At 31.2% G+C, this 14,354-nt stretch carries 11 protein-coding genes; 4 read left to right on the plus strand and 7 right to left on the minus strand.

Going from position 1 to position 14,354, the window contains the following annotated elements; translation table 11 throughout:
• Nucleotides 1–121 precede the first annotated feature (121 nt).
• Entirely contained in the window at nt 122–904 is a 783-nt protein-coding gene (locus QZ824_RS03895; RefSeq protein WP_291274721.1) for a M48 family metallopeptidase, read from the plus strand.
• 24 nt (nt 905–928) lie between these two features.
• Here QZ824_RS03895 and QZ824_RS03900 read toward each other — a convergent pair whose 3' ends face one another.
• Entirely contained in the window at nt 929–2,719 is a 1,791-nt protein-coding gene (locus tag QZ824_RS03900) for a lysophospholipid acyltransferase family protein (RefSeq protein WP_291274722.1), read from the minus strand.
• Between the two features lie 194 nt (nt 2,720–2,913).
• Here QZ824_RS03900 and QZ824_RS03905 point away from each other — a divergent pair, with 194 nt between their 5' ends.
• The 3 genes from QZ824_RS03905 to QZ824_RS03915 all read left to right on the plus strand — a co-directional run bounded on the left by QZ824_RS03905 (nt 2,914) and on the right by QZ824_RS03915 (nt 5,236).
• Nucleotides 2,914–3,678: an exodeoxyribonuclease III gene (locus QZ824_RS03905; protein ID WP_291274723.1), complete on the plus strand. Its 765-nt coding sequence runs from the start codon at nt 2,914–2,916 to the stop codon at nt 3,676–3,678.
• A 52-nt stretch (nt 3,679–3,730) separates the two neighbouring features.
• A complete protein-coding gene (locus QZ824_RS03910) occupies nt 3,731–4,696 on the plus strand; it encodes an OmpA family protein (RefSeq protein ID WP_291274724.1) in 966 nt (321 codons plus the stop codon).
• A 249-nt stretch (nt 4,697–4,945) separates the two neighbouring features.
• Nucleotides 4,946–5,236, plus strand: a complete 291-nt coding sequence (locus tag QZ824_RS03915) for a hypothetical protein (RefSeq protein ID WP_291274725.1) — start codon at nt 4,946–4,948, stop codon at nt 5,234–5,236.
• 65 nt (nt 5,237–5,301) lie between these two features.
• Here QZ824_RS03915 and QZ824_RS03920 read toward each other — a convergent pair whose 3' ends face one another.
• The 6 genes from QZ824_RS03920 to QZ824_RS03945 form a co-directional block, all read right to left on the minus strand.
• Nucleotides 5,302–8,403, minus strand: coding sequence for a CusA/CzcA family heavy metal efflux RND transporter (locus QZ824_RS03920; RefSeq protein ID WP_291274726.1), 3,102 nt, complete (start codon nt 8,401–8,403; stop codon nt 5,302–5,304).
• Nucleotides 8,404–8,472: 69 nt separating this feature from the next.
• The gene (locus QZ824_RS03925; RefSeq protein ID WP_291274727.1) at nt 8,473–9,804 is read right to left on the minus strand and encodes a carbohydrate porin; all 1,332 of its coding nucleotides are present in this window, start codon (nt 9,802–9,804) and stop codon (nt 8,473–8,475) included.
• Between the two features lie 2 nt (nt 9,805–9,806).
• Nucleotides 9,807–10,895 (minus strand): efflux RND transporter periplasmic adaptor subunit, encoded by a 1,089-nt coding sequence (locus tag QZ824_RS03930; protein ID WP_291274728.1) that lies wholly within the window; start codon nt 10,893–10,895, stop codon nt 9,807–9,809.
• A gap of 11 nt (nt 10,896–10,906) precedes the next feature.
• Nucleotides 10,907–12,163, minus strand: coding sequence for a TolC family protein (locus tag QZ824_RS03935; protein WP_291274729.1), 1,257 nt, complete (start codon nt 12,161–12,163; stop codon nt 10,907–10,909).
• Nucleotides 12,164–12,234: 71 nt separating this feature from the next.
• Nucleotides 12,235–13,602 carry a HAMP domain-containing sensor histidine kinase gene (locus tag QZ824_RS03940; protein WP_291274730.1) on the minus strand — a complete coding sequence of 456 codons (1,368 nt, stop codon included), beginning with the start codon at nt 13,600–13,602 and terminating at the stop codon, nt 12,235–12,237.
• The gene (locus QZ824_RS03945) at nt 13,602–14,279 is read right to left on the minus strand and encodes a response regulator transcription factor (protein WP_291274731.1); all 678 of its coding nucleotides are present in this window, start codon (nt 14,277–14,279) and stop codon (nt 13,602–13,604) included. Before QZ824_RS03945 ends, QZ824_RS03940 begins: the two co-directional genes overlap by 1 nt.
• Nucleotides 14,280–14,354 lie beyond the last annotated feature (75 nt).

Genomic DNA, 14,354 nt, shown 5'->3' on the forward strand with positions numbered 1-14,354 from the left:
ATAATTGAATTTATTTCAACCATTATTTTAGCTTCAAAAACAAGAAAAGGTCAACATTCAGAACTTTTCTTTTTTGGAGATATTACCAATTTAATTTGTAAAACAAAAACAATACAAAGCAATGAAAATATTAAGTAAAGGATTAGTTGTTTATGGGGCTTTCTTTTTGTGTTTTTTTGGATTATCACAAATTGATTTTTTAACCCTTTTTCAAGTAGAAAAAAATAAAGTATTTGCAGAAGATAAAATTGGTGACATCATTTGGAGTGAAATTGAGAAATCGGAAGATGTAATTTATGAAGATACATTAGTTAGCACACTTGATTCACTTTTATTACCACTTTGTAAAGCAAATGATATTGAACGTGATAGTTTAAAAGTACATATAGTTGATAAAGATGAAGTGAATGCATTTGCTATGCCCGATAATCATTTAGTGGTTTACTCAGGTTTAATTAAAGCCAGTAAAAATGAACAAGCACTTCTAGGTGTTTTAGGTCATGAAATTGCACATATTCAGAAAAATCATGTCATGAAAAAACTTTCTAAAGAAATTGGTTTTTCTGTGTTAGTTTCATTAGCAACTGGGGCAAATGGAGGTAAAATCGCGGAAGTATTGCATACCTTATCTTCTTCTGCTTATGATAGAAGTTTGGAAAAAGAAGCTGATATGGAAAGTGTAAGATATATGCTTAATGCAGAAATTGACCCGCGCCCGTTTGCTGATTTCATGTATGATTTATCACTAGATAACGAAATGCATCAATATACGTATTGGGTTACAACACATCCTGAATCTGCAGATAGAGCCAAATATATGTTGAACTATTTGAAGGGGAAAAAAATAAAATCAAAACCCATTTTAACTAAAGAACAATGGGAAAAGTTTAAAGAAAAAATGTAAAAAAGAAGAAGGCTAATCAATTGATTAGCCTTTATGTTTTCGTTCTAATTCTGCTTGGAATTCTTCCATTACTGGTTTAACAGTGCTTTCGGGTAAATCAGCAATTTTAATATACATTAAACCATCTACCGAATTGTTAAATAGGGGATCCACATTAAAAGATACCACACGAGCATTTTGTTTAATGTATTTCTTAATTAATACAGGTAAACGTAAATCGCCTGGTTCAACTTCATCAATGATTTTATCAAATTTATTTAAGTCAGCCTCAGTTTCATTAAAAACGAAATCTTTATCGGCGTCTTTTAATTTTACTTTGAATTCTTTTTTCGGATGAACATATTGTGCAACAAATGGATCCCAATAATGAGATTTCATGAATTCAATCATTAACGATTTTGAAAACTCTGAAAACTGATTACTTATACTTACACCACCAATTAAGTACTTGTGTTCTGGATATCTTAAAGTAGTATGAACTATGCCTTTCCACAATAAAAAAAGAGGCATAGGTTTTTGTTGGTATTCTGAGATGATGAACGCTCTACCCATTTCTATAGACTGGCTCATCATGCTGTATAGTTCAGGTTCAAATCTAAATAATTCGTGAAGATAAAAACCTTCAATACCGTGTTGCTTATAAATTTTACTACCTAATCCCATACGATATGCCCCAGCAATAATTTGTGCTTCATCGTCCCATAAAAACATATGGTGGTAATATTGGTCATATTTGTCTAAGTCAATGGCTTCATTTGTACCTTCACCTACAGCTCTAAAAGTAATTTCTCTTAAGCGACCAATTTCGTGTAAGATATTCGGGATTTTTTCAGCTGTGGTTAAGAAAACTTGATAGTTTTTGCTTTGTAATAAACGATGATCATCTTCTTTTAATACTTTTATTTCCTCTAAAATCTGCTCATGATTGGCAGGTTTTACAATTTGCTTTGGAGGTTTTACCGTATTTAGTTTTGGTAACTGGAGCTTGCTTTCTTCCTCAAATGCATTGGAAAGCATATACGTTTTCTTTCGAAGAAATTCACCAAATTCACTAATTTCTTTATATTCTGCTTGCTCTGTTGTTGAAATAGGTTTGCCTATACGAACTTTAATTACTCTGTTTTTTTGAGTTAACAATTCACTTGGTAGTTTTGCTGTTCGCAAAGTGTCATTAAACTTAGAGAGGGTGTAAAATAATTTACTGTTTTGCGCATGAAAATAAATTGGAACAACTGGTACATTGGCTTTTTTGATGATTTTTAAAGCACCTTCTTCCCAGGGTTTGTCTACGATTAATTCTCCATCTTTATAAGTAGAAACTTCACCTGCTGGAAAGATACCTAAAGGTTTTCCGTCTGCTAAATGGCGTAGAGTTTCTTTAATGCCAACTACACTAGATTTGCTATCCTTGTGATTTTCAAAAGGATTTACAGGCATAATGTATGGTTTCATTGGCTCAATTCGATGAAGTAAGAAGTTGGCAATAATTTTAAAATTAGGCTCACGTTCTAACATTAATTTTAGTAGTAAGATTCCATCAATTCCACCAAGAGGGTGATTGGATATTGTTATGTAAGGTCCTTCTTTTGGTAATCTTTTTAAGTCTTCTTCAGGAATTTCAAACCTAATTTGGAACTCATCTAAAATGGCATTTAAGAATTCTAAGTCGCTTAAATGCTTGTTTCTATCGTATATTTTATTTAAAGTAGATATTTTCAGAATTTTCATCAATAACCAACCTGAGAAAGTTCCCAAGAATCCGTATTTGTCCGTATTGATAACTTTGGCTACTTCTTTAGCAGTAACTAATCCCATTTAGTATTGTTTTTTACGCAAGAAACAAAGATAGCAAAACTTATGGATTTGACGTCTTTTTTGTCAAACATTAGCAAATAATTATGTACTTTTTAAAAAATGATTTTGATACTTAGTTATTTATAAAATACTTCCTAAAATAGCTTAATATTATTGAAAACTTTTTTACATTTGAGAAATTTGAATTCTCAAAAATGAAGATTATCTCTTATAATGTTAATGGTATTCGAGCAGCCATTACTAAAGGTTTTTTAGATTGGTTACAGCAAGCAAATCCTGATGTAATTTGTTTACAAGAAATAAAGGCAACTGAAGATCAAATTCCTAAGCTAGAGATTGAAGCAGCAGGTTACCCATATCAATATTATTTTTCTGCCGAAAAGAAAGGATATAGCGGAGTTGCTATTTTATCTAAGCATGAACCTAAAAATGTTGTTTTCGGAACAGGTGTTGATTATATGGATAAAGAGGGTAGAAATCTACGTGCAGATTTTGAGCACTTCTCAGTAATGAGTTTGTATTTGCCTTCTGGCACTAATGTTGAACGTTTAGATCATAAATTTCAATACATGGATGATTTTCATCATTATATAACTGAATTGAGAAAAGAAATTCCTCATTTAGTAGTTTGTGGTGATTATAATATTTGTCATCAAGCAATTGATATTCATGATCCTGTTCGAAATGCTAAAATATCAGGTTTTTTGCCTGAGGAGCGTGCTTGGTTAGATCAGTTTATTAATAGCGGAATGATAGATACTTTTCGTCATTTGAATAAAGAACCTCATCATTATAGTTGGTGGAGCTATAGAGCAAACGCAAGAAATAATAATAAAGGGTGGCGCATTGATTATTGTTTGGCTTCTGAACCGATGAAAGACAAAATAAAACGTGCTTTAATATTGCCAGAAGCAAAACATTCTGACCATTGTCCAGTTGTTGTGGAATTTGAATATTAATGCAACTGTTTATTAAAAAATATCGTCTAATAAATTAAAGTAAAATACAAATATGATTAGAAAATTTGCCCTTGCAGCAGTAGTTTTAAGTATGACTACTTCTTGTGTGTCTAAGAAAATATACCAAGATTTAGAAAATAAATTTGCGGAACTAAAAAAAGAGCGTAACGCTTTGGCTGACGAAAATCAAGGTTTAAAAACAGATAAAGCCAGTCTACAATCTGAATTAGATAAAATTAAAGCCGAATTAGATAAATGTAAGGCTGAGCGAGATAAATTATCGTCTGATTATACTACTACTAAAAAAAGTTTAGATAATTTAAAAGCCTCTTATGCTGCTTTAGAAAAAGACAGTAATGATGCTCTTGAAGCTAATATTAAGAAGAATAGAGAGTTGTTAGCAGAACTAGAAGCAAAACAAAAAGCATTAGCTGCAGAGCAAGATAAATTTAACAAAATTAAGAAAGATTTTGAAGCTAATGCAAAGCGACTTAAAGAGTTGGAAGATTTGATTGCTGCTAAAGAAGCTGCTATGAAAAAATTGAAAGAAACACTAACAAAATCATTAAAAGCTTTTGAAGGTAAAGGTTTAACAGTAACTGAAAAAGATGGAAAAGTTTATGTTTCAATGGAAAATAAATTGTTATTTGAATCGGGTAGTTATACAGTAGGTGTGGAAGGAAAAAAAGCGGTAGATTTAGTGGCGAAAGTTTTAGGTGATAATCCAGATTTGTCTGTTCTAATTGAAGGTCATACAGACAATGATAAAATTACTGGCACTTTAGCAGGAGGAATTGAAAATAACTGGGATTTATCTACAAAAAGAGCAACTGCTATTGTAACTATTTTAACAGCACATCCAAAAGTGAATAAAGCTAATCTTACAGCTGCCGGTAGAAGTGAATATGCACCGTTGATGAGTAATGAATCAGCAGAAGGAAAAGCTAAAAATCGTAGAATTGAAATCATTTTAACTCCTAAGTTAGATGAAATAACAAAGTTACTTAATGAAATGTAATTTTAAATAAATTCATACATAACAAAAAAAAGCTCAGTTTTTACTGAGCTTTTTTTGTTTAAAAAAATGAAAACCGTAAAATTTTGTTCCTAAAACCGTAATTCCGATATCAATTATTATAGAATTTTGTTGTGTTCCATAAAGGGTTAACCAAATAAAGGAATTTGTTTTGTGCTATGAAAAATAAATTCCTTTGATGGTTTTCCTAAAAAACAATTTTTTTCTTATCAATTAATAAATCTAACTACAATGGAATTAAATTTTCAAGAAATCAGACAGCAACACGGTTGGAGCATTGAATTTGTGGCTCAGTTTTTAGATGTTTCAGAAGAATTGTGTGAAGCATTAGAAGAAACATTTGACAAATTCTATTTTGAGAAGTACTTGTTACTATGTGATTTATATCAAGTCGATATACGTTTGTTATTTCAGTATTTATTTTTAAATAGTGATGATGTTAAATTAGTTTTTGATTTGATAGACTTTTATGAGAGTAAATTATTTAGTCAACATTATATACCTAAGTTTGCAGAAAATTAAAATTCTTACTTAATAAAAATGGTCTCACAAATAAGAGACCATTTTTAATTCAACTATGAAGAAAATTAAGTAATGGATTCGTGTTTTATGCGATTAAATACCCAAAAAATAATTGGAAATACTAGTAAAGTTAGTACCGTTGCTGAAATTAAACCTCCGATAATAACAATAGCTAATGGTTTTTGAGATTCTGAACCAATTCCAGTTGAAATTGCTGCCGGGAGTAAACCAATTGTAGCCATTAGAGCAGTCATAACTACTGGTCTAGTACGAACTTTTACCGCCTCTAAAATAGCTAAGTTAATCTCTATTCCTGATTTAATATTTTTATGAAATTCAGATATAAGTATGACTCCATTTTGGATACAAATACCAAAGAGAGCAATAAATCCAACACCTGCTGATATTCCGAAATTCATGCCCGTTACATGTAAAGCTAAAATCCCTCCAATAAGAGCGAATGGTACATTAGCCAAAACCAATAAAGAATCTTTAATGTTTCCAAACATAATGAATAGTAAAACAAATATCATAACGATACTAATAGGCACCACATGTGCTAATCGATCTGTGGCACGAACTTGATTTTCAAATTCTCCTGTCCATCCTATGCTGTAACCGTCAGGTAATTTAATATGTTTTTTAACATTGGCTTGAGCTTCAGCTATAGTACTCCCTAAATCTCTATCACGTACTGAGAATTTTACACCAATAAATCGTTTTGAATTGTCTCTGTAAATGAATGCGGGGCCAGTTATTGTTTTAATTTCTGCAATTTCTTTTAACGGTACTTTTGTTTTATTTAATGTTGGCACCATTATACTAGCCAAATCATCAATATTTTTTCGATAATCTTTATCGTATCGTATACGTACATCAAATTTTCTATCGCCTTCATATTTTTGAGTTGCTGTTTTTCCACCAAAAGCCATTTCAAGAACCGTTTGTGCATCTGAAATGGTGACCCCATATTCGGCCATATTTTCTTTGTTAAGCACTACACTTACTTCTGGTTGACCTATGTTTCTTAGAATTCCAACGTCTTTAATTCCAGGTACATGTTCAATTTGTTTGATTACTTCATTTGAAAGTTGATTTAGTTTTTCTAAATCGGGACCATATATTTTTACAGCATTAGAAGCATTTATACCTGCAACTGCTTCTGCAACATTATCAATAATTGGTTGGGAATAATTGTATCCAATTCCTTGGTATTTTTTCAATTTATGATCCATTTCCTCCACTAATTCATCTACTGATATTTTTCTAGACCATTCTTCTTTCGGTTTTAAGTTAACCTGCATCTGAACATAATAGAAACCACTTGGGTCAGTTCCATCATTACTTCTTCCTGTTTGAGATAAAATGCCGTTAACTTCTGGGAATGAGGCAATTTCTTTTTTAAGGACTTCAACCATTTTAACGGTTTCCCCTAAACTTGAACTCATAGGTAGTTTAGCTTCAACCCATAAAGCTCCTTCGTTTAATGGTGGTAAAAATTCCGTTCCTAAAAATTTTGAAGAAAAAAGTGTGATTACCAATATACTAAGAGAAACTAAAAGTGATAGTTTCTTATTTTTGAAAGTAAAAGCAAATCCCTTTTCAACAATTCTATTCCAAAAATCAACAAATTTATTATGCTTCTCTTTTACATTTTTATTTAATAAAATATGAGATAAAACAGGAACTAAAGTTAAGGTGAATAACAGCGCACCAAGTAATGCAAAACCTAAGGTATAAGCCAATGGTGAGAACATTTTACCTTCTACTTTTTGAAATGAAAAGATAGGTAGTAAAGCAGTAATAATAATTAATTTAGAAAAGAAAATAGCTTTCCCCATCTCTGTCCCCGTTTTTTTAATCCATCCGCCTTTAGCTAGTTTGTTGAATTTATCCATGCCTTCTTTTGCGGCTCGATGATCTAGCATAACAAATAGTCCCTCCACCATCACGACGGCTCCATCAATGATAATTCCAAAATCAACAGCTCCAAGCGAAAGTAAATTAGCACTCATTCCCATTAAGTTCAAACAAAAGAAGGAGAATAGTAACGCTAATGGGATTATAATTGATACAATAACAGTACTTCTCCAATCAGCCATGAATAAGAAAACCATTAAAGTCACCAATATAATTCCTTCAGCTAAATTGTGCATCACGGTATGGGTACAAAACTCCATTAGATTGTCACGATCATAGAAAATGTCAAGTTGAACATCCTTAGGAATCATGGTAGCTTTAATTTCTTTGATTTTTTCTTTAACCGCGGCTAGAACAATTGGAGTGTTTTCCCCTTTTCGCATTACTACAATACCTTCAACAACATCTGGATTATTATTTAAACCTGCTTGTCCAACACGAGGCATAGATCCCTCAGCTACAGTAGCTACATTTTTAACGAGTATGGGATTTTCACCATTTTTAGAAATAATAATATTTTCAATATCAGGTATGGACTGTAGTAATCCAATTCCACGGACCACATAGGCTTGACTGTTTTTTTCAATAATGTCACCACCTACGTTCATGTTACTTTTGTTTACTGCCTCATAAACTTCTGACGGGGTTAGACTATATTTTTCAAGTTTTCGTGGATCAACACTTATTTCAAAAATTTTAGTTTGCCCACCAAAAGCATTAATATCAGCTACGCCAGGAACTGAGCGAAGCGCTTTGTCTATTACCCAATTTTGAATGGTTAATAATTCTCTTGAATCTTTGGTTTTACTTTGTAACGTATAACGTAAGACTTCTCCAGTTGGGCCATAGGGCGGTTGCACTTCGGGTTCCACATCTTCTGGTAGTGAAACATTTCTTAATTGATTGTTTACCTGATTTCTGGCAAAAGCATCATCAACTCCGTCATCAAAAATGATTTTAATCACAGAAAGACCAAACATGGAAGTGCTTCGAACACTTGTTTTTTTCTGTAAAGAAGTCATAGAAAGTTCAATAGGAGTAGTAACAAATCGTTCTACTTCCTCAGCACTTCTTCCGTTCCATTGTGTAATGATAATGATTTGGGTATTGGTTACATCAGGAAAAGCTTCAATGGGCATATTTTTGAAGGCAAAAAAGCCTGAAATGGTTAAAATTCCCACCCAAAAAAAAGTGAATGCTTTATTTTTAAGTGAAAAAGCTATGATATTTCGAATGAATTTATTCATGTGTATAAAATTTAATTCTTACAATTTTAATTTAATTTCCAAGTTGTAGTTTTTAACTGTTGTAGGTTGTTAAAATCTAAAATGACTTCTAATGGAGAACACATGTACAGGTCCATTTCTATCCGTATTATAACCTGGATTAATTACAAGTTGGTAAGTTCCTGTAATGAAAATATTAGGCGTTAATTGCGCTGCATAGTAAAACTCGGTTAGCTGTTCTGGAGCGTAATTTAAGTTGCCATCTCCTAGAATAAATCCTTTACCGCCATTTTTTAAGTAGTCTCTATGCTCTTTAGAAAGTCCTGATATCACATGAGCCAGTCCAATTTTATCTTCTTTTCTATGCCATTGGTTTCCTGAAAGTTGAAATCCTAAACTTAAGCTTCTGTCAATTTCAGTAAAATGCCAGGTTTCGTTTTTTCCATCGTTCCAACTACATCTTCCAAAAAAGCCTAATTCATTTGTCAACTCTTGTTCGACATTTATTCCAAATCCATATTTATGATTTGAGTAGCTTCTTGTGTTTTCAATATTTGGATTTACGGGTTGTTGTATGATAGCTGTAGCATAATTTCCCATATTAGCTAGATTATAGAATGTAAGGAATCTAACAGCACCACTTCTTTTACTAACATTGTATTTTCTTGTATATTCAAGCGTATGAGCTCCTGTTTTTCCTATTTTCCAATCCATTGAATTTCCGTTGGCTACTTGAGGAACTAGGGAGTATCCATATCTTAATTCATGTTTTGGTGTAATCAATTCTAATATAATACTTGGGGTATAACCTCGAGTGTTAGCAGGATAATCCCAAGCCCCATTTCCCATTAGTCCCCAACTCATAAACTGTGTTCGAGGATCATGACTATATGAATTGTCATCAAAGTAATCGGAAATACTAACTTTCCCTACGGTGATTGAAAAATATTTTTGAGGTTCAAAATCGGCCAATTGATTAAAGTCGCTATGGTTGTGGAAATATTTATCTTTACTTGAGGTTTGGCTATCACTTAAAGAGAATATTTGTCTAAAGAACATTCGCGCCAAATAAATTTTAGGTGCAGGATCTCCTATTCGGAACGTTTCACCATTTGTTGCCGCGGCTATTCCAAGAGCTTCGCTTAATCCAGATCCACCAGCTATTTCTGGGTTTACGAAAAAACTAGCATTCTTCCAGAGTTTTGCTCCAATGAAAAGAGTAGAAGTGATAGAGGTTTTACTTTCAGCAGAAGGTAATAAACTATTATCGCCTGAATAAGGAGCATTGAATCCAGCTTTTTTTTGTTGAATGATCGTACTTTGTCCATGAATAGTAAATCGTTCCACTGCTAAAGAATCTTTATTTTGTCCTTTTGCAAATTGAATTACTAGCAGTCCGATAATGATTATTTCCTTTTTCATTTTTAATCATTTAAGGCATCATAAAATAACAACTGATTGTGGGTAATCACTTTTTCACCTTCTTTTAATCCAGAAGTAATATAGGCTACTTCTTTTAGTTGACGATATACCTCAACAGGTCTAGTTTCAATGTGTTTTTTATCTTTATATACCATTACAAAGTTTTTATTATTATCAAAAACAATGGCATTAGAAGGAATAGCTAACATGGATTTGTTTTCTGTATAGGAAACCGCAATAGTAGCTTTACTATCTGGAACCAATAATGAATTAGGATTGTCAAGTACAATTCTTACATTCATTGCATTTGTTTCAGGATCTATTATTCGGAAAATTTTATCTATTTTTCCTTTGAAAACTTTATCTTGGTTAGAAAGAGTAGAAACAGTGGCATCCATTCCAAGGGCAACTAGGTTGATATCACTTTCATTCACATTTGCTATGGCCCAAACATCTTTTGTGTCTGCTACATCAAAAATATTATCGCTTCGATCACTTCTTAATTGCATATCTTGATTGATATTTTTCTGAATAATATAACCACTTATTGGAGCTACAACCTGATAAATAGATCCAGGTTTTATATTGATAATTTTATAAGTTTGTTTAATTCGATTTAATTGTGATTTTGCAATGTTAAGTTCATTTTTTGCTAAAAGCACATCTCGCTCGGTGTTTAATTTACCATCAAACATTTCTTTTGCTACCTTCAAATTATTTTCAGCCACTTTAACTTCTCCAAGGGCATCTTCATAATCTTTTTCATAACCTGCAGCTTCTGTGCTTCTAATGGTAGCTAAAACTTGTCCTTTTTGCACATAATCACCTAATTCTACATAGACTTTTTCAACCTTTCCACCTACCATCGGGAATACTTCAATCAATTTGTTTTTATCGGCTGAAATTTTTCCAAAAAATTTAATTTCATTTTTCAATGGTTCTATTTTTGCTGTAGCAAACGTGGTTGTTTTAAACATGGTTTCAGTAATTTCAAAACCTTTTTCCACAGGTTCTGATTCTTCTTTTTTACAATTTTGAAATCCGAAAGAGATCAAAATTAGCAATCCGTATTTTGTGATTTTATTTATCATGATGAGGTTTGTTAGAAAATTTTAGACGCGGTTGTATAATTTAATTCTTCGCAAGTTTTTAAATAGGCTTTTTTAATGTTGTTAATAGAAATCATACTTTCATTGTAGCTTTCTAGAAAATCTGTAAACTCTAATAAAGATATATTTCGTTTAATAAAGTTGTTATATACTCCTTGGTAAACAGTATCAAGATTAGAAGGAATTTCTGTTTTAGTAATTTGAAAGTTTGTTTTTTGTTCTTGAAATTTATCTAAAGCTAATTTTACTTCATTTTTTACTTCAAGTGTTACAATTTCTTTTTGTTGTTCTGCCTGATCTACCTCAAATTTTGCGGATTTAATATTGCCTTTATTTTTGTTCCAAAGCGGTAGAGGAAAAGCTAAAGTTAAGTTAGTCTGATTGTTAAAAGCCCCTCCTCTTTGATCATAGCTTGCTCCTAATGTTAAATCAGGAATAGCTAATGATTTTTGTAGTTTTAAATTGATAGAGGCATTTTCAATTTGTGTAGTCGCTTTTTTGAAATCGGGTCTATTCTCTAATGCTGCTTTTTGTAAGTTAGTAAGGTCGCCAAACACTTCTTTTTCATAGGTTTTTATCTCATCTAATGACGGCTCAAGCACTAGGTTTTCTTGACCTGAATAACCTAATAACAAGTTAAGTGACTTCTTGTTCTCATTAATGTTATTGATTATTTCCGTTCTATTTTTTTGAAGATTTAATTGAAGATTTTGTAATCGAACCAAATCTTTTAATGAGATATTCCCTTTTTTGTTTTGTTCAGAATAGGCATTTACTACCGATTTTATATTGATTAATTGCTTATCTAATTCTTGAACAGATTTGGTATCAAAATAGATTTCAAAATAACTTTGACGCAATTGAAATTTTAATTCTCGTAGTAAGATTTCAAAATCATAATTAGCTAATTTAGCATTAGATTTGGCTAGTTCAATAGCATTTTTTCTTTGTCCTCCAATATGAATCAGTTGTTGGATATATGCTGATTTTTGGCCTTGTTGGTTTACATTGAAAAATTTTTGTTCGTTATTTGGAGCCCAAGCATTGACTTCTAATCCAAATTGAGGGTTATCCCAAATTTTAGCTTGTAAAATTTGTGCTTCACTAATGTCTATATTGTAATGATTTGCAAGTAGGTATAAATTGTTTTTTAAAAATAAGGACTCACTTTCCGTAATAGAAAGTTTGTTTTGGGCGAAGATTTGGACAAAAAAGGCGCATGTAAAGAGACCGATTAATTTAGCTTTCATAGGAAATAAATTATAGGTACAAAGTTCAATTGATGAACTTAAATGCACTTTAAAAACACCTTAAAAAAAACTTAAATTGAGAAATTTATGGTGAAAATATTGGTTTGATTACTGTATTTATAAGTGATTTGAGCATTGTGGTATTCTAAGATTTTTTTTACAATCCTAAGTCCGATACCACTGCCTTGTGTATTTGTTGCATTTTTTCCTCGAACAAAAGAATCAAATATTTTAGATTGATCGTCAATGGGTATGGAAGAACCATTATTTTCAATAGAAACGGCTAATTCAGTAACCGATTTTTGATGGATTGTAATGTTTACTTTTTTGTCTTCCGAGTATAAAAAACCATTTTTAATTAAGTTTGTAAATACAATGACTAATAAAGCTTGATTTCCGTTAATTTCAAGAGGATTGTCCATATCAGTATGGTCAATAATCTCAAAGTGTACAATCAATTCTGGATAATTTTTTGCGGTTAATTCATTAGCTTTTAAAATGATATCGTCTATTCTTATAGGTTTAAAGTTTTTATTGATTTCAGTTTTTTCAACTCTTGCTAAAAGTAATAAAGCATTAATTAAATCGGCAACTTGATGAATATCATTATTGATGTTTTTTAAGTATTTTTTGGTTCCCTCAGAATGTTCTTCTTTTGTCATTAAATTTTCAATTTGAAGAGCGATTCGAGTTAATGGAGTGTATAATTCGTGCGAAGCATTTGAAGTGAATTCTTTTTGCATACTAAACGATTTTTCTAAACGGTCAAGCATGTTATTGAACGCTCTCGTTAGTAAATCAATTTCATTGTTGGTATTGCTCTCAGGTAATTTTAAATTTAGTTGGTTAGCAGAAATTGTGGTAATTTTTTCTTGAAAATCATCTAATGGTTGTAAGGATTTTTTAATCAAGAAATAGGTGAATGTCCATATGAATAATATACTAATAACAAACGAAACAATTAATGAAACCATTAAGAAATTCATTTTGGAAATCCCATATTTATCTTGCCCAAGGATTAAGACATAATAGCGGTCATTTTTACTAAAATCGAATCGGATGCCTAGAAGTTCTTTATCATCAATAGTTCTAAAAAAGGTTCTTTTTTTATTGAGCTGTAATAAATCATTTTTAGTCCAATTAATTTTAGCATCATCAATACTAGTGTAAATTAATTGATAATTATGATCAAAGACTAGAATTTTTTCATTGTTAATTTTATTAAGGGTTTTTCGGTCTAAAATTTGAAGAGCAACATTATCAATTCGCTTAATTTCATCTACTAATTTAGCGGTATTATATGCTTTATTTTCTAATTTTTCTTCAAATTCAGCTTTTCTAAAGTCTGTAAATCGCAAGTATACAAAAGTAGCAGCTAATCCAAACAATAAGGAAAAAGCTAGGGAAATGTTAATAGCTACTTTTCTCTTTAAGGTCATTATTCAATGTTAATGTAATACCCAAAACCTGGTCGGGTTAGTATTAATTTTTCTTCAAAATTTTTATCAATTTTTTTCCTCAAGAAGTTGATATATACTTCAATAGTGTTTAGGTTACTTTCAAAATGCACGTCCCAAATTTGTTCGGCAATAGCGTTTTTGGAAAGTGTTCTACCCTTGGCTTTCGCTAAAATAACCAATAATTGAAATTCTTTTGGGGTTAGCTCAATAACTTCTTGATTTCGTTTTACTTTAGATTCGTCCAAATCAATTTCTAAGTCTTTGATTTTGATAATTTGATGGTCTTCTTGTTTCATAGTACTTCTTCTGTTTAGAGACAGTAAACGTACATATAACTCATCAAAGTGAAAGGGTTTGACTAAATAATCGTCAGCACCAAAGGTAAAAGCATCTAATTTGTCTTGAATTTCTCTATAAGCAGAGAGTATCAAAATAGGGGTATTTTTATCTGTTTCACGTACTTTTTTACAAACATCTAAGCCATTTAGTTTGGGTACGTTAATATCTAGAATATACAAATCATAAGTAGTATTGTTGATTTGTCTAAAGAATAATTCACCATCAAAAACAGCATCACACTCCATATTCATTGATTTCAGGTAGGTGACTATTTCATTGGACAAAACCAAATCATCTTCTAAAACTAAAACTTTCATGTTTAGATATTTTTGTAAAATTACTATAAAGTTTTTAAACAAAATAATGAATTGAAATAGTTTTTATGTTTGTAT

It is taken from the genome of Flavobacterium sp., from assembly GCF_021151785.1.
Taxonomy (GTDB): Bacteria; Bacteroidota; Bacteroidia; order Flavobacteriales; family Flavobacteriaceae; genus Flavobacterium.

Bases quoted from the DNA above. Each gene is read 5' to 3' on its own strand.
- QZ824_RS03895 (WP_291274721.1), top strand. From the start codon at position 122: ATGAAAATATTAAGTAAAGGATTAGTTGTTTATGGGGCTTTCTTTTTG.
- QZ824_RS03900 (WP_291274722.1), bottom strand. From the start codon at position 2,719: ATGGGATTAGTTACTGCTAAAGAAGTAGCCAAAGTTATCAATACGGAC.
- QZ824_RS03905 (WP_291274723.1), top strand. From the start codon at position 2,914: ATGAAGATTATCTCTTATAATGTTAATGGTATTCGAGCAGCCATTACT.
- QZ824_RS03910 (WP_291274724.1), top strand. From the start codon at position 3,731: ATGATTAGAAAATTTGCCCTTGCAGCAGTAGTTTTAAGTATGACTACT.
- QZ824_RS03915 (WP_291274725.1), top strand. From the start codon at position 4,946: ATGGAATTAAATTTTCAAGAAATCAGACAGCAACACGGTTGGAGCATT.
- QZ824_RS03920 (WP_291274726.1), bottom strand. From the start codon at position 8,403: ATGAATAAATTCATTCGAAATATCATAGCTTTTTCACTTAAAAATAAA.
- QZ824_RS03925 (WP_291274727.1), bottom strand. From the start codon at position 9,804: ATGAAAAAGGAAATAATCATTATCGGACTGCTAGTAATTCAATTTGCA.
- QZ824_RS03930 (WP_291274728.1), bottom strand. From the start codon at position 10,895: ATGATAAATAAAATCACAAAATACGGATTGCTAATTTTGATCTCTTTC.
- QZ824_RS03935 (WP_291274729.1), bottom strand. From the start codon at position 12,163: ATGAAAGCTAAATTAATCGGTCTCTTTACATGCGCCTTTTTTGTCCAA.
- QZ824_RS03940 (WP_291274730.1), bottom strand. From the start codon at position 13,602: ATGACCTTAAAGAGAAAAGTAGCTATTAACATTTCCCTAGCTTTTTCC.
- QZ824_RS03945 (WP_291274731.1), bottom strand. From the start codon at position 14,279: ATGAAAGTTTTAGTTTTAGAAGATGATTTGGTTTTGTCCAATGAAATA.